This window comes from Streptomyces sp. NPDC004658 (assembly GCF_040609555.1).
Classification (GTDB): domain Bacteria; phylum Actinomycetota; class Actinomycetes; order Streptomycetales; family Streptomycetaceae; genus Streptomyces.
Genome location: NZ_JBEXKG010000176.1, coordinates 1 through 14514, shown reverse-complemented (window position 1 = coordinate 14514; position 14514 = coordinate 1). Strand labels below are relative to the sequence as shown.

Sequence of the window (14514 nt, the reverse complement as noted above, 5' to 3'; positions counted from 1 at the left end):
GGCGGGCGGCAGCCGCCCGGGGCGTGGCCCCGGCTACGGCGCGTTCAGCGGCTCTCCAGGCGCAGGTGCAGGTCCCGCTCCTGGTCGCCGGAGGCCGTGCAGGTCTCCCGCACGGTGAACATCGAGTCCAGGGTGTGGCGGAACCGCTCCACCGCCCAGTAGCTGCCCTGCACGTCCGCCTGGACGGGCGAGTCGAGATGGACCGGCGGGCAGCCCCCGCCGCGGGCGTCCGCGACGTCGTAGGTGCCGAGCCATACCATCGGACGGGTCTCGTGGAGCTGCTGCGGTACCTCTTCCGGAGCCCGGTCGGAGGCGAAGCAGGCGCTGAGCGCCTCGAAGACGAGCCGGGCGTCGTCCTTGGAATAGCCGCTGATCTCCACCGAGACGGTTTCCGGATGCGACCGCTCCGTGTCTGCCATGATCGCTCCTTTCGTGGCCGCGCTGCGGTGGAACGGGGTACCCCGCCGAACCGCATCCATCCTCAGCAAAGCACCACGGGCCGCCGGGCACACCTCAGCCGCGGGAGAACTTGTACGTCTTGCTGTCCGTCAGCACGCAGAAGCCGGGCGAGACGACGATCACGCGCAGGATGCCGCTGCGGCGGTCGTAGTCGATGCCCTCCGCCTCGAAGGTGCCCGAGCAGGAGCTGCGCAGCGGCAGTTGGCGCAGCGCCGCGACATGGCCGGAGACGTCCGAGGTGCCGTTCGGCGGGGCCGACAGGTCGATCTGGAGGAGCGGCTTGGTGACGCCGAACAGGCTGCCCTCCGGGTCGTCGGAGGAGCACAGCAGGGTGGTCGGCCCGGAGAAGTCGCAGCCCTGGACGTCGCGCACGGCGTGGTCCAGCCGGACGGCGGAGGCCTGCGGGAGGTTCGCCGAGGGGGAGGTGGCCGGGTTGACGCCCGGGGTCGGGAAGACGAGGAGCCGGGTCATCGTGCCCCACTCGCCGGACAGCATCCACTGCCCGTCGGGCGAGATCGCGACCCAGGAGTTGTTCAGCGCCTCGCCCGGTCCGAGCGTGTGGACGTACTCCGACCAGGCGCCGCCGGGCGACTGCACCCGGAACATCTTGGAGTCGCCCGAGTCCCGCTGGTAGGGCTCGACGTAGTGGCCGTCGTAGGAGGCGTCGGGGTCGCCCACGTGGTTCCAGCCGCGGCTGGAGACGCCGAGGGGGATGGTGCCGATGCCGGTGTAGCGGTTGGGGCTGTTCGCCGGGACCTCCACCGAGGTCAGGCCCTGGCTCTCGGTCAGCGGGTCGGCGCGGTCGGAGCCGGTCTCGGTCCAGGTGTCGGCCGCGTGGGCGGGCGCGGGGGCGGCGAGCGACACGACGGCGGCGGTGGCGAGGGTGACGAGTCCGGCGAGAAGGGCGTGACAACGTTGCCGGGCGGACGCGGGCATGGCCGACTCCTCTGACGGGATGGGGGACCCGGGCGAGCGGGCGGGGACACTCGGTCGGCGGACAGTCTGGCGTGGCGTCGTAGTCATGTACAGACCAAGAGAGCAACATGAGCGTGAACTCTCACGGCCCGCGGGACCGCGCTGTACGGTCTCGGCAGGAGGTCCCGCATCGCGCCCACCGCCGGCGTGACCGCTTCGGCGGACGGCCGCGCCGTGGTGAGGGATGGTGGAGGTAGGCGGCGAAGGCGTCGGAGAGTCGGGTGTGAGCGCGGTAGAACAAGGGGAGTCGGCACGGGGGACGGCGTGCCGTGCGAACGGGCGAAGGCGGTGCGTGGCATGAGTGCACCCGAGGCTCCGGCGTCGGAGAGCGGCGAACCGGCGCGTGGGCCGGTGCCCCCGGGCGGTCTGCTCGACGTCCTCGGCGTGGCGTCGGTCGTGCTGGACACCGACGGGCGCATCGTCCTGTGGAGCCCGCAGGCGGAGGAGCTGTTCGGCTACACCGCGCAGGAGGCCCTCGGCCAGTACGCCGCCCGCCTGATGGTGCACGAACGGCACATCCAGCTGGTCGGCAAGCTCTTCGCCGACGTGATGCGCACCGGGCAGAGCTGGGCCGGCGGCTTCCCGGTCCGGCACAAGGACGGCAGCACCCGTCTGGTGGAGTTCCGCAACATGCGGCTGCTGGACGACCAGGGGGACGTGTACGCGCTCGGGCTCGCGGCCGACCAGTCGACCGTACGGCGGCTGGAGCAGGACGTGGCGCTGTCCGAGCGGATGGTGATGCAGTCACCGATCGGCTACGCCGTCCTGGACACCGAGTTGCGGTTCGCCTCGGTCAACCCGGCCCTGGAGAAGATGAACGGGGTGCCGGCGGCCGGGCACGTGGGCCGGACGCTGCGCGAGGTGCTGCCGCTGCTGGACACCGAGTCCCTGGAGGCCGCCGCCCGGCGGGTGCTGGAGACGGGGGTGCCGGTGATCGACGCCACGCTCGTCGGCCGCACCCCCGCCGACCCGGACACCGACCACACCTGGGCGCACTCGCTGTACCGGCTGGAGGACGCCATGGGCAACGTGCTCGGGGTGGCGGTCTCGATGACCGACATCACCGAGCAGCACCGGGCCTCGGTGGAGCGGGAGGCCGCGCGGCGCCGGCTCGCGGTCATCGCGGACGCCTCCGCCCGGATCGGTACGACGCTGGAACTGGAGCGCACCGCCTGCGAGCTGGCCGACGTCGCCGTGCCGGAACTGGCGGACGTGGCGGCCGTGGATCTGCTGGAGGCGGTGGTCGAGGGCCGGCCCAGCACCCTGGGTCCCGCGCAGGCGGCGGTGATCCGGGCCCTCGCGGTCCGTCCGGCGGAGGGCTCGGAGGCGGTGCTGGCGGCCGACCCGCCCGGCCAGATCGCCCGGTACGCGCCCGATCGCCTGGTCACCGAATGCGTGCGCACCGGCGAGGCGGTCCTGGTGCCGCAGGTGAAGGACGAGGACCTGCCCCGCATCGCCCGCTCCCCCGAGGCGGCCGTGCTGCTGGGCCGGGCCGGCCTGCACTCGTATCTCGCGGTGCCGCTGATCGCGCGGGGCGAGGTGCTGGGCGCGCTCGACCTCAAACGCACCCGCAACCCGGCGCCCTTCGACGAGGACGACCTCCTGCTGGCGCGCGAGCTGGCCTCCCGCGCGGCCGTGCAGATCGACAACGCGCGCTGGTACCAGAACGCCCGCAACACCGCGCTGACCCTGCAACGCAGCCTGCTGCCCACCCATCCGCCGGTCACCACGGGCCTGGAGGTGGCCTCCCGCTACCAGCCGGCGGGTGCCACCAGCGAGGTCGGCGGGGACTGGTTCGACGTGATCCCGCTGGAGGGGGGCAAGACCGCGCTCGTCGTCGGCGACGTGATGGGCAGCGGCATCAGCGCCGCCGCGACGATGGGCCGGCTGCGCACCGCGACGACGACCCTGGCCGCCCTCGACCTCGACCCGGCCCGGCTGCTGGAGCACCTGGACAAGACGACCTCGGCCCTGAACCACTCGATCGCTACCTGCGTGTACGCCGTCCACGACCCGCACCTGCGGCAGTGCCGGATCGCCAACGCCGGCCATCTGCCGCCGGCCCGGGTACGGCCCGGCCACCCGGCGGAACTGCTCGACCTGCCCACCGGGGTGCCGCTGGGGGTGGGCGGGGTCGGCTTCTCCACCGTCACGGTCGACTTCGAGCCCGGCGACGAGCTGGTGTTCTACACCGACGGACTGGTGGAGACCCGCCGGCACTCGCTGGACGAGCGCCTGGCCTCCCTGCTGTCCCTGCTCGACGACCCGGCCCGCCCGCTGGAGGAGGCCTGCGACCTCCTGCTGCGCACGCTGCACCACCCGGACAACCACGACGACGTGGCCCTGCTCATCGCCCGGGCGCAGGAGCTGCCGTAGGGCCGGACCCTTCCGCCGAGGGCCGTACGCCGATCACCACGTGCGCGTACAGGTCCTCGTTCACCGCCAGACGGGTCGTCAGGCCGGCGGTCTCGAAGACCCGTACGGCGGCCGCCGCCTGGCGTTCGCTGGTCTCGGTGAGCAGGCAGCCGCCGGGGGCGAGCCACGCGGGGGCCCCGGCGGCCACCCGGCGCAGCACTTCGAGCCCGTCCGCTCCGCCGTCCAGCGCGACCAGCGGCTCGTGCTCGCGGGCCTCGGCCGGCAGCAGGGGCACCTCGGCGGTGGGCACGTAGGGCACGTTGGCGGTCAGGACATCCACCCGGCCGCGCAGTCCGGCGGGCAGGGCGTCGTACAGGTCGCCCTGATACGCCCGGCCGCCGAAGGGCGCCAGGTTGCGGCGGGCACAGCGCACGGCGGCCGGGTCGATGTCGGCGGCGTGCACCTCCGCACCGTCCAGGGCTGCGGCGAGGGCCGCGCCGAGCGCACCGGAACCGCAGCACAGGTCCACGACGACGGCCGCGTCCGGCGCGGCGGCCAGCGCCTGGTCGACCAGGAACTCGGTACGGCGGCGCGGCACGAACACCCCTGGCTCCAGGGTGACGCGCAGCCCGTGGAACCCGGCCCAGCCGAGGACCTGTTCGAGCGGGAGGCCGGCGGCGCGCCGGTCCACCATGCCGGCCGCCTCCTCGGGAGTGCGGGCGGTGGCGAGGATCAACTCGGCCTCGTCCTCGGCGAAGACGCACCCGGCGGCGCGCAACGCGGAGACGACGGCGGTCGGGGAGAACGGTACGGGAGTGGGCATGGAAGCCGGGAGCCTTTCGGGAGCGCGAAGCTTCAGGGCGCTCCCGCGGTCACCGGTACCGGCGTACCGCGCGGTCGCGAGGAGAGAGCACCCTGGCCGACACAGCGGTAATGGGTCTCACCTCCTCGTCGTCGAAGCCGCGGACGTCCGCGGCCGGACGGCCACCTTACCCCACCGCCCCCGACGGGCCCCCGGGGACGCCGGGTTCAGACGCCGACCGTCTCCTCGACCTCTTCCTCGACCTCATCCTCGGCCTCGCGGGGCTCGGACGCGGCGGGGGCCGCCTCGGGACCGGCGGCTTCGCGGCGGGCGGCGCGGGTGCGCTCGTACAGGGCCGCCACCGCGGTCACCAGGACACCGGCCAGCAGCCAGGCCACCAGGGTCCACACGGTGCGGGCGAGGCCGTCGCCGTCGAAGTAGAGCAGGCTGCGGGCGCCCTCGACGAGGCCGGCGCCGTTCCAGAAGGCGTGCAGGGCGCCGAAGAAGCCGTTCTGCAGCTCGGGCCGGAACAGGCCGCCGGAGCTGGTGAAGTTGAGCATCACGAACAGCACCATCATGGTGAGCGTGGTCCACCGCTTCAGGAACGTGTGCAGACCGACGCCGATGAGGAGGATGCCCGCCGAGTACAGCGAGGCCATGCCCCACAGGCCGGCGAGGTCGTGGTGGGCGAGGTGGAACACCGGCCCGGCGAGCAGCGCGCCGATGCCGCCGACCACGGCGGCGACGCCGAGCGCGAGCAGCGCCCGGACCCGCATCGCGAGGGCGGCACCCGCGGCGCCGAGCGCGGCGACCGAGGCGTACGAGCCGATGCTGACCGCGACGAGCAGGAAGAACAGGCCCTGGCCGGTGGGGTCGTCGGCGACCGGGGCGGCCACGTCGGTGACCTTCAGCGGGACGCCCTCCCGGGCGGCGACCGGTGTGAAGACCTTCTCCACGGCCGTGGCCCCCGTGTCGGACGCGGCGGTCGCCACCAGCAGCTCGGGCGCCCTGGCGCTCGGCACGTAGGCGCCGGTCACATCGCGGGACGTGAGCAGGTGGACGGCGTCGGCCCGGGTGGCGACCGTGCGGACGTCGAGCTTGTCCCCCGCGGTGTCCTTGACCGTCTGCGCGAAGACCTTCGCCTTCGGGGTGGTGCCGACGACGGCGACCGGCAGGTGGTGCGGCTCCGGGGTGACGAACGCCCCCATGTACGCGAGCCCCATGCCGATGCACATCAGCAGCGGGGTGATCAGGTGCGTGAGCACATGGCGCAGTGCCGGTGACCTCATCGCGGGCGACCCTCCAAAGGTTGGCTTATACAACTTTCAGTTCAAGTTGTACTATACAACTACAACGCCGGAGGAGGTATTCCCGTGAGCGCAGCGGAGTCGGCCGTCGAGACGATCCAGCGCGAGATGACCATCTTCGCCCGCCGGGCCCGTGCCTCGGCGGGCCGCATGCACCCCGAGCTGTCCCTGGTGTCGTACACCCTGCTCGGCCACCTGGAGGAGCGCGGCGGCTGTCGGGCGACCGACCTGGCGGCCCACTACGCCCTGGACAAGTCCACGGTGAGCCGCCAGGTGGCCGCGCTGGAGCGGGCCGGGCTGATCGAGCGCCGGCTGGACCCGGAGGACCACCGGGTCCAGGTGCTGCACCTGACGGAGGCCGGCCAGGAGATCCTGGCCCAGGTCACCCGCAGCCGCCGGGCCGCGTTCCGGGAACGGCTCGCGAACTGGCCGGAGGAGGACCTGGTGCGCTTCGCGGCCTACCTGGAGCGGTACAACGCGGGCCCGGCCGAAGCCGGCTCGGACTGAGACGGCGGCCGGGCCGCGGGGCAGTGGCGCCGGGTCACGGCACCGGTACCGCCGCTCGGTCCTCGGCCGGCCGCTGCGGAGCCCGCGCCGCGAGGAACGCCGTACGGCGGCGCAACCGGAAGCCGAGGGACTCGTACAGCCGGATGGCGTTCGTGTTCTCGGCACTCGTGTGCAGGAACGGCGTCTCCCCGCGCTCCCGGATGCCGTGCGCGACCGCGAGGATCAGGCGGGTGGCCAGGCCCTCCCCGCGGAACGCGGGGTCGGTGCACACCGCGCTGATCTCGGTCCACCCCGGCGGATGCAGCCGCTCCCCCGCCATGGCGACCAGCGCACCGTCACGGCGGATGCCCAGGTAGGTGCCGAGCTGCACGGTCCGCGGAAGGAACGGCCCCGGCTGGGTCCGCGCCACCAGGTCCAGCATCTCGGGTACGTCCGCCGGACCGAGGCGCACCGCCTCCGGGTCGGGCGCCGCGGCGAGGCCGTCGTCCACGAACTGCACGCCGTCGACCCGGAAGGTGATCTCCCAGCCCTCCGGGAGCTCCCCGCGGAAGCCGGGCAGCGGGACCTCGGCGCCGGGCCCGGCCAGCGCGGCGAGGTCCGCCCAGTCGCGCGCGTCCGGCTCGTCGGGCAGGGCCAGCCAGGGGGAGACGTCGACCGGATAGCGCAGCACCCGGCCGCGCCGCTCAGCGAAGTGGGCGTGCGGGCCGGTCAGGGAGGCGAGCGCCGGGTTGTCGAGGACGTGCGGGACGGCGGTGGCCGGACCGGGGACGCCCTGGCTGCTCACGGCGCTCATCCGGCCACCTCGGTCACGGTCCTGGAGACATGGGCCTGGGGCATCCTCGTTTCCTCACTTCTCTCGTGCTCTCACCGGCGCACCGGAGCCGGCACTGGGCGCCAAGGAGCGGCGCCGGGCGGGTATTCCCGGCCCCGGACAGAGTTCATACGGCTGCAATGACAAGCGATGAGCCGCGATGACAGGCGACGCGGTCCCCTGCGGCAGCCGGTACCGGAGCCGTCGGCCGCAGGCCGGAGCATCCCGGCCGACCCCGTACGGTTGAACCATGAACGTCACGCGAGGCTTCACGGGTCGCCCGCGCGTCCACAACCCGGGGCTGCCGCCCGGGCAGTACGACGCGCGCGGCGACTGGCCCGTCCTGTCCGCCGAGGTCACCCCGGACCTCGCCCCCACCGACTGGTCCTTCCGCATCGACGGCCTCGTCGAGCGCCCGCACACCTGGGACTGGGACGCGGCGCACGCGTTGCCGGCGTCGGCGTACGACGGTGACATCCACTGTGTGACCGGCTGGTCGAAGTTCGGCGTGCGGTTCGGCGGCGTCTCGCTGGACGCCTTCTTCGCTGTGGTGCGCCCCTATGGGTCCGCCACACATGCCGTCGCCCGCTCGCACACGGGCTACACCGCCAACCTGCCGCTCGCCGACCTCACGGGCGGGCGGGCCTGGATCGTCTGGGAGTACGACGGCGCCCCGCTGCCGCCCGAACACGGCGGCCCGGCGCGGCTGGTGGTCCCTCACCTGTACTTCTGGAAGAGCGCCAAGTGGATCGCGGGCATCACCCTCCTCGACCACGACGAGCCGGGCTTCTGGGAGCGCAACGGCTACCACGCACGCGGCAACCCGTGGGAGGAGCAGCGGTACTCCGGTGACTGAGACGACGACTTCCCCGACGCGGTTCGCGGTGCCGGGGCGCATCGCCGTGAACGAGGGGGCCGCCTCGGTGTGGCGGACGGCCACCCTGACGGAGATCCGGCGCGAGACGCCGCGCGCGGCCACGTTCCGGCTGGCGGTGCCGGGCTGGCCGGGGCATCTGCCGGGCCAGCATCTGCTGCTGCGGCTGACCGCCGCCGACGGCTACGCGGCACAGCGCCACTATTCGATCGCTTCGGCACCGGACGGCTCCGGGCACATCGAGCTGACCCTCGACCGGGTGCCGGACGGCGAGGTCTCCGGCTGGTTCCACACCGTGGCCCGGCCCGGTGACACGGTGGAGGTGCGGGGCCCGCTCAGCGGCTTCTTCGCCTGGCCGGGCGACCGGCCCGCGCTGTTGGTCGGGGCCGGCTCCGGGGTCGTACCGCTGATGTCGATGATCCGGCACCACCGGGCGCGCGGCCTGGACGTCCCGCTGCGGATGCTGGTGTCGGCGCGCAGTCCCGAGGAGCTGATCTACGCGTCCGAGCTGGGCGCGGAGACGACGCCGGTGTTCACGCGGAGCGCTCCGTCCGGGGTGCCGGTGGGACGTATGACGGCCGCACATGTGGCGCCGCTCCTGGCCGAACAGCCCGTCGGTGGGTGGGAGGCCTATGTGTGCGGGTCCAATGGTTTCGCCGAACACGCCTCGCGCCTGCTGGTGGCGGCCGGCCAGCCCGTGGACCGCATCCGGATCGAACGCTTCGGCTGACCGGAGGGCACCGGTCGGACGGCCCGAGGCGGAGCGGGCACGACGACACCGGGCAGGCCGACCGGGAGGCGAGTGGCCGACCGGGACCGCGGGGGCCGCTGATCCAGGGCACGCCGGCCGGCCCCCATGAAGCAGCGGACCCGGAGCACGTCGGCCGAGACCCCGGCGTGCCCGCCCGGGGGCGACCCGTCCCCCCGGATCCGGCGGTTCGGCGGGCACCCCGGCGAGGCGGCGCTCGAGTCGCGCCGGGGAGCACCGCGCGCGATCGTGGGGCGCATGGTGTGTGCCGTGCGCCATATGGGCTGGAACTCGCGGTTCGCGGCATGCGCGAGGTGCGCCGAACGGGGTACGAGACGGGTGTGGACGCTCGTGTCCGGGAGCGGCGGGGGCGGTGGACGGCTCCTCCCGCCCTCCGGCTCCGGCGGTGGCGAGGAGGTGGACATGCGTACCCGGGTGCGCGGCTGGCGCTGGCGGCGCAATCCGCTGCGGCGCCGGTCGGACGTCGTGGAGGCGTGGACGGTGCTGGTGGTCGCCGTCCTGATGTGCGTGGTCGCGCCGCTGGTCGGGGTGGCCGCGGGCCTGCACGCGCACGACCAGGCCCGGGCGCTCGCCGCGGCCCAGCGGGCCGAACGCCATCAGGTCCGTGCCGTGGTGGTCGGTGACACCCCCCAGCGGCTCACCGCGTCGCAGAGCGACCACGGGCAGCCCTACCGCGCCGAGGTCCGCTGGACCGAGCCGGGCAAGGGGGTCCGGACGGCGTGGGCCCGGGTGCCGGCGGGGACCCGACCCGGGGAGCCGGTGTCGGTGTGGTTCGACTCCCGGGGCCGTAGCGTCGCGCCGCCCGCAGACGACGTGGCGGTGTGGCAGCACGCCGTCACCGTCGGGCTGTGCGCGGCGGGCGGTACGGCGACCGTCGTCTTCCTCGGGCACGCGATCGGGCGCCGGATCGCCCTGCGCCATCGGCTGGCCGAGTGGGAGCGGGAGTGGGCCCGGACAGGACCCCGGTGGACCCAGCCGCGCACCTGACACCCGGCCGCCGGACGGACGCGGCCGTCCGGTCACCCGATCACTGAGAGCCTCCCGTAGCGTTCTCCCGTTCCGGAGCAAGCGCTTACTCGCCTCTGGGCCAGCCGCGCTGACACCCGCGAGGGGCGACGGGACCCGGGCCGCACCCCCACGACCCTGGCGAGTCATCCGATCACCCACGTACGGTGAGGCGACGCAGTCTCCCTTCACGAAGGCGGTTGTTGATGGCCCTGTTCGACCTGCCCCTCGACGAACTCCGCGCGTACCGCAGCGAGTCCCCGGAGCCGGACGACTTCGACGCCTTCTGGGGCAAGACGCTCCAGGAGGCCCGCGAGCACGAACTGGACGCGCGCTTCGAGCCGGTGGACACCGGACTGGCCACGGTCGAGGTGTACGACGTGACGTTCGCCGGGTTCGGCGGTCACCCGGTGAAGGGCTGGCTGCGCCTTCCGGCCGGGGCCACGGAACCGCTGCCGCTGGTCGTGGAGTTCATCGGCTACGGCGGCGGGCGCGGCCTGCCCCACGAGAACCTGCTGTGGGCGTCGACGGGCCGGGCCCACTTCGCGATGGACACCCGCGGCCAGGGCAGCGCCTGGGGCGGCGGGGGCGGCACGCCGGACCCGGTGGGCGCGGCGCCCGCGTACCCCGGGTTCATGACGCGGGGCGTCGACGCCCCGGAGAACTACTACTACCGCAGAGTGTTCACGGACGCCGTGCGCGCCGTCGAGGCCGCCCGTTCCCACCCTCTGGCGGACGCGGCGCGGACGGCGGTGACCGGCGCCAGTCAGGGCGGCGGCATCGCCCTGGCCGTCGGCGGCCTGGTCCCGGACCTGGTGGCGGTCGCCCCGGACGTGCCGTTCCTGTGCGACTTCCCGCGCGCGACCACCCTGACGGACCGTCATCCGTACCGGGAGATCGGCCTGTTCCTGAAGACGCACCGGGGGCGTTCGGCGGACGTGCTGCGCACGCTGTCCTACTTCGACGGGGTGCACTTCGCCGCCCGGGGCCGGGCGCCGGCGCTGTTCTCGGCGGCCCTGGAGGACCAGACCTGCCCGCCGTCGACCGTGTTCGCGGCGTTCAACGCGTGGGCGCACGAGGACAAGGCGATCGAGGTGTACGACTTCAACGACCACGAAGGCGGCGGCCCCTTCCAGGAGGCGGAGAAGGTCCGCTGGCTGAGGTCGTACGCCTGAGGAAGCCGGTGCCGGCGGCGCCGGTCTTTCCTCCGGTCCGACCAGTCGGTACGTTCGGAGCGCCCGGGCCGCACCGCCGCGGCCCGGCTTCCCGGCGACGACGGAGGCCACATGTCCGCGATGTCCGCGCACGAAGCCCAGGAGCCATGGCAGGCACCGGAGACGGAGACCCGGATCCACGGGTACTGCGATCCGCGGTTCGCAGCGGTACGGGAGGCGTTCGCGGAGAACTTCCGCGCACGCGGGGAACTGGGCGCCGCGGTGGCGGTGACGGTCGCCGGAGAGACGGTGGTGGACCTCTGGGGCGGCTGGGCGGACGCGGCCCGCACCCGGCCCTGGGCACGGGACACCGTGGTGAACGTCTGGTCGACCACCAAGGGGCCCGTGGCCCTGTGCGCGCACATCCTCGCCGACCGGGGGCTGCTCGACCTCGACGCGCCGGTGGCCGCCTACTGGCCGGAGTTCGCCGCCGAGGGCAAGGACAAGGTGCTCGTACGGCACCTGCTGTCGCACCGCGCGGGGCTGTCCGGGCTGCGTGAGCCGCACACCCTGGAGGAGTTGTACGACTGGGAGCTGACCACCGCGCGGCTCGCGGCCATGGCGCCCTGGTGGGAGCCGGGCACCCGGTCGGGCTACCACGCGCTGACCTACGGCTTCCTGGTCGGGGAGGTCGTGCGGCGCGTCTCGGGACTGCGGCCGGGGGCCTTCCTGGAACGGGAGGTGACCGGTCCGCTCGGGCTCGACTTCACGGTGGGCCTGCCGGAGCGGCACTCCGGCCGGGCGGCGGAACTGGTGCATCCGCCGGCCGCGTCGCGCGGTGGACAGGCGGCGGCCTTCAGCCAGTTGGCACCGGCCGCGCTGGCAGCCCTGGCCAACCCCCTCGTCGGGGCGGCGGAGGCGAACAGCCCCGCGTGGCGGGCGGCGGAGATCCCGGCGGCCAACGGCCACGGCACCGCCCGGGCGGTCGCGGCGCTGTACGGCGTGCTCGCCGGGCGCGGCTCGTACGACGGCCGGCGGATCCTGTCGCCGGAGGCGGCCGAGCGGGTGCGCGAAGGTCAGGGCCGCTGCCGTGACCTGGTGCTCGGCGCGGGCTTCGAGGGGGAGACCGAGGTGGGGCTCGGACTGTGGCTGAGCGGGCCCCAGGGGTCGTACGGCCCGAATCCGCGGGCTTTCGGCCACGACGGATTCGGCGGTTCCTGCGGGCTCGCCGACCCGGAGGCGGGGGTGTCGCTGGGCTACGTCATGAACCGGATGGGGCCGCACATCGCCGATGACCCACGGAAGACAGCGCTGGTCGACGCCCTCTACAGCGCCTTGTGAGGAGCGAGCGGCACCGGATGACCGCCGTGCCGCGCGGGTGGATTTCGGTCGAACCGGCAGAACGCTCTTCCGCCGTGGTTTAGACCAATGGTAGTCATGGTCGCGCACCGAACCCGCACGGCTACCTTTTGTCACCGACAGGAGGCGCGGCATGGCCCGCACCACCCCGCACGATCCCCCGTCCAGCGACGACCGGCCCCTGTACGGGCGGATCGCGGCGCTGCTGCTCGACGAACTGCGCGCCGGCACCATCCCGCCCGGCGAACGGCTTCCGGGCGAACGGCACTTGGCCGCGCACTACGGGGTCAGCCGGGAGACCGTCCGCCAGGCGCTGGAGGTGCTGCGCCGCAGCGGCGCGGTCGCCACCGACCGGCGGGGCAGCCACGCGACGCTGCCCGGCCGGCCCGTCGAGACGGGGGAATCGCTCACCTTCCCGGTGGGCGCGCGGCCGGCGGACCCGTACGCGCTCGACCGGGCGACGGTGACCTGGGAGGAGCCGCCGCCGGAGCACGCGCGGGCACTGGGCCTGGCCCTGCACCGGCCGACGCTGGTGCACCGCTACCGGTCGGTGACGCCGGACGGCCGGTCGCTGCGCACGGCGGTGACGTCCTTCTCCACGGTGGCACTGGCGGAGGTGGCGGAGCTGGCCCGCTACCGGGACCGGGCCGACGGGGCCACGCCCGCGCAGTTGCGACGGGCCTACGACTGGATGCGCAAGGCGGGCCTGACCCTGCACCACCGGGACGCCATCACCCAGGTCGGCGCCGCCTCCTCGGTGCGGGTGACCCGGCGCGTGCACGACCAGTACGCGCGCCCGCTGGAGATCACCGACCTGGTGGTGAACGCCGAACGGGACGCCCTGGTCTACGAGTTCACCCTGCCCGCCGCGGGCTGACCGCCGAGAGGGGCCGCGTCGGCGCGCCGGGCCACCACCAGCCGGGCGCGCGGACTGCCGTCGGCCCGCCTGCCGAACCCGGGCAGGACGCCCAGCCCGGCCGTCAGGCCCGCGCGCTCCAGCTCACCCAGCACGGTGCTCAGCCGGAAGGTCCGGTAGTACATGACGAACGGCGGCCGCCACAGCGCGTTGCGTACCCGCATCACCGCGTCGAAGCCGAGCAGCGTCCAGAAGCCGGGCTGTGCCGGGCGGGGCGGCGCGAACACCGGGAAGGCGAAGCGGCCGCCGGGCCGCAGCACCGAGCGGACCTGGGCGAAGAGCCCGGGAAGCTCGCGGGGCAGGAAGTGACCGAACGCCCCGAAGGAGACGACGAGGTCGAAGGCGGCCGTGAACGGCAGGGCCCGGGCGTCGCCGCGCACCCAGGCGACTCCCGGCCCGCCGGCGGCCGGTACCCGCCGGCGGGCGACGTCCAGCATGCCCGCGCTGAAGTCGACCCCGGTGACGCTGCGGCGACACAGTCCGGTCAGCAGCTGCGTTCCGGCGCCGGTGCCGCAGCACAGGTCGAGTCCGTCCCTGAAGGGGCCGAGCGGGGTGAGCGCCTTCGCCACGGAGTCCAGCACGACGTCGGGCGTCCGGAACGGCGTGCGGTCGAACTTCGGCGCGAGCAGGTCGTAGCCGTGCTCGACGGACGACAGCGCCTGCACGGCCAGCTCGCGCAGCGTGGGGCCTTCGGGACCGAACATGGCGTCAGCCTATGACGGCGGCGCCACGGCACGGACGTCCACGGCGACGGCCGGTTCCCGCCCCGGGAACCCCCGCGTGCCGGCCGGCCGCCGCAAGCGGGAGGCCGAGCGGGGGCGTCGTACCGGTGTCCGGCGCTCGGGAGGGCGGTGCCGCGGGTACCGGCAGCCCGCGGGCGGTCGCGGGGCTCCGGCGTCCCGCGCGCCGGACGTCCGCGTCTCGGGGACGGCCGACCGCCGTGCCGCGCTCAGCCGAAGGCGTCGTGGCACAGCCGTGCGATCTCCGCTGAGGTCACGCCGTCCGCCTGGCGGCACAGGTCGCGCATGGGGACGGAAACGGGAGGCCGGGAGACCGGGCGGCGCCGGACCGGTGTCCGGCGCTCCGGGCGGGGGTGCCGCACCGGCGGGGCGGCCGGTGCCACCGCCCGGGGAGGTACCGCCGGTACCGGCCCGCGGCCGGTCACGGCGCTCCGGCGCTGGGCGGCCGACGAGCGGGGCCCGTGACCGGTGCGGACCAGGG

At 74.4% G+C, this 14514-nt stretch carries 14 protein-coding genes and 1 pseudogene; 8 read left to right on the top strand and 7 right to left on the bottom strand.

Annotated elements, in window-relative coordinates; translation table 11 throughout:
• Positions 1–44 precede the first annotated feature (44 nt).
• Complete coding sequence (locus ABZV94_RS35295; protein ID WP_356347910.1) at positions 45–419, bottom strand: hypothetical protein; 375 nt, start codon at positions 417–419, stop codon at positions 45–47.
• 94 nt (positions 420–513) lie between these two features.
• Positions 514–1395: a hypothetical protein gene (locus ABZV94_RS35290; RefSeq protein WP_356347907.1), complete on the bottom strand. Its 882-nt coding sequence runs from the start codon at positions 1393–1395 to the stop codon at positions 514–516.
• A gap of 336 nt (positions 1396–1731) precedes the next feature.
• Between ABZV94_RS35290 and ABZV94_RS35285 the strand changes: the two genes are divergently transcribed.
• A complete protein-coding gene (locus ABZV94_RS35285; protein ID WP_356347905.1) occupies positions 1732–3810 on the top strand; it encodes a SpoIIE family protein phosphatase in 2079 nt (692 codons plus the stop codon).
• Here the strand turns inward: ABZV94_RS35285 and ABZV94_RS35280 are convergent.
• A complete protein-coding gene (locus ABZV94_RS35280; RefSeq protein WP_356347902.1) occupies positions 3782–4612 on the bottom strand; it encodes a putative protein N(5)-glutamine methyltransferase in 831 nt (276 codons plus the stop codon). The two genes, ABZV94_RS35285 and ABZV94_RS35280, sit on opposite strands and share 29 nt — an antisense overlap.
• Before the next feature lie 206 nt (positions 4613–4818).
• Positions 4819–5880 (bottom strand): hypothetical protein, encoded by a 1062-nt coding sequence (locus ABZV94_RS35275; RefSeq protein ID WP_356347900.1) that lies wholly within the window; start codon positions 5878–5880, stop codon positions 4819–4821.
• A gap of 126 nt (positions 5881–6006) precedes the next feature.
• On the opposite strand from ABZV94_RS35275, the gene ABZV94_RS35270 reads away from it, so the two are divergent.
• Positions 6007–6405 (top strand): MarR family winged helix-turn-helix transcriptional regulator, encoded by a 399-nt coding sequence (locus ABZV94_RS35270; RefSeq protein ID WP_356347915.1) that lies wholly within the window; start codon positions 6007–6009, stop codon positions 6403–6405.
• 34 nt (positions 6406–6439) lie between these two features.
• Here ABZV94_RS35270 and ABZV94_RS35265 read toward each other — a convergent pair whose 3' ends face one another.
• On the bottom strand, positions 6440–7198 hold the full coding sequence (locus ABZV94_RS35265) for a GNAT family N-acetyltransferase (protein ID WP_356347898.1): 759 nt from the start codon (positions 7196–7198) through the stop codon (positions 6440–6442).
• Positions 7199–7466: 268 nt separating this feature from the next.
• Here ABZV94_RS35265 and ABZV94_RS35260 point away from each other — a divergent pair, with 268 nt between their 5' ends.
• The 6 genes from ABZV94_RS35260 to ABZV94_RS35235 all read left to right on the top strand — a co-directional run bounded on the left by ABZV94_RS35260 (position 7467) and on the right by ABZV94_RS35235 (position 13254).
• Entirely contained in the window at positions 7467–8072 is a 606-nt protein-coding gene (locus ABZV94_RS35260; RefSeq protein ID WP_356347895.1) for a sulfite oxidase-like oxidoreductase, read from the top strand.
• Entirely contained in the window at positions 8065–8820 is a 756-nt protein-coding gene (locus ABZV94_RS35255) for a ferredoxin reductase (RefSeq protein WP_356347893.1), read from the top strand. The genes ABZV94_RS35260 and ABZV94_RS35255 overlap by 8 nt, the downstream gene beginning before the upstream one ends.
• 441 nt (positions 8821–9261) lie before the next feature.
• On the top strand, positions 9262–9846 hold the full coding sequence (locus ABZV94_RS35250; RefSeq protein ID WP_356347891.1) for a DUF3592 domain-containing protein: 585 nt from the start codon (positions 9262–9264) through the stop codon (positions 9844–9846).
• 224 nt (positions 9847–10070) lie between these two features.
• A complete protein-coding gene (locus tag ABZV94_RS35245) occupies positions 10071–11039 on the top strand; it encodes an acetylxylan esterase (protein ID WP_356347888.1) in 969 nt (322 codons plus the stop codon).
• 120 nt (positions 11040–11159) lie between these two features.
• Positions 11160–12359 (top strand): serine hydrolase domain-containing protein, encoded by a 1200-nt coding sequence (locus ABZV94_RS35240; RefSeq protein ID WP_356347912.1) that lies wholly within the window; start codon positions 11160–11162, stop codon positions 12357–12359.
• 151 nt (positions 12360–12510) lie between these two features.
• On the top strand, positions 12511–13254 hold the full coding sequence (locus ABZV94_RS35235) for a GntR family transcriptional regulator (protein ID WP_356347886.1): 744 nt from the start codon (positions 12511–12513) through the stop codon (positions 13252–13254).
• On the opposite strand, the gene ABZV94_RS35230 is transcribed toward ABZV94_RS35235, so the two are convergent.
• Both ABZV94_RS35230 and ABZV94_RS35225 read right to left on the bottom strand, forming a co-directional pair.
• Entirely contained in the window at positions 13224–13997 is a 774-nt protein-coding gene (locus ABZV94_RS35230; protein WP_356347884.1) for a class I SAM-dependent methyltransferase, read from the bottom strand. The two genes, ABZV94_RS35235 and ABZV94_RS35230, sit on opposite strands and share 31 nt — an antisense overlap.
• 245 nt (positions 13998–14242) lie before the next feature.
• A pseudogene (locus ABZV94_RS35225) lies at positions 14243–14514 on the bottom strand (hypothetical protein); the annotation flags it as partial.

Excerpts from the sequence above, each read along its gene's own strand:
- ABZV94_RS35295 (WP_356347910.1), bottom strand. The coding sequence starts at position 419 with ATGGCAGACACGGAGCGGTCGCATCCGGAAACCGTCTCGGTGGAGATC.
- ABZV94_RS35290 (WP_356347907.1), bottom strand. The coding sequence starts at position 1,395 with ATGCCCGCGTCCGCCCGGCAACGTTGTCACGCCCTTCTCGCCGGACTC.
- ABZV94_RS35285 (WP_356347905.1), top strand. The coding sequence starts at position 1,732 with ATGAGTGCACCCGAGGCTCCGGCGTCGGAGAGCGGCGAACCGGCGCGT.
- ABZV94_RS35280 (WP_356347902.1), bottom strand. The coding sequence starts at position 4,612 with ATGCCCACTCCCGTACCGTTCTCCCCGACCGCCGTCGTCTCCGCGTTG.
- ABZV94_RS35275 (WP_356347900.1), bottom strand. The coding sequence starts at position 5,880 with ATGAGGTCACCGGCACTGCGCCATGTGCTCACGCACCTGATCACCCCG.
- ABZV94_RS35270 (WP_356347915.1), top strand. The coding sequence starts at position 6,007 with ATGACCATCTTCGCCCGCCGGGCCCGTGCCTCGGCGGGCCGCATGCAC.
- ABZV94_RS35265 (WP_356347898.1), bottom strand. The coding sequence starts at position 7,198 with ATGAGCGCCGTGAGCAGCCAGGGCGTCCCCGGTCCGGCCACCGCCGTC.
- ABZV94_RS35260 (WP_356347895.1), top strand. The coding sequence starts at position 7,467 with ATGAACGTCACGCGAGGCTTCACGGGTCGCCCGCGCGTCCACAACCCG.
- ABZV94_RS35250 (WP_356347891.1), top strand. The coding sequence starts at position 9,262 with ATGCGTACCCGGGTGCGCGGCTGGCGCTGGCGGCGCAATCCGCTGCGG.
- ABZV94_RS35245 (WP_356347888.1), top strand. The coding sequence starts at position 10,071 with ATGGCCCTGTTCGACCTGCCCCTCGACGAACTCCGCGCGTACCGCAGC.
- ABZV94_RS35240 (WP_356347912.1), top strand. The coding sequence starts at position 11,160 with ATGTCCGCGCACGAAGCCCAGGAGCCATGGCAGGCACCGGAGACGGAG.
- ABZV94_RS35235 (WP_356347886.1), top strand. The coding sequence starts at position 12,511 with ATGGCCCGCACCACCCCGCACGATCCCCCGTCCAGCGACGACCGGCCC.
- ABZV94_RS35230 (WP_356347884.1), bottom strand. The coding sequence starts at position 13,997 with ATGTTCGGTCCCGAAGGCCCCACGCTGCGCGAGCTGGCCGTGCAGGCG.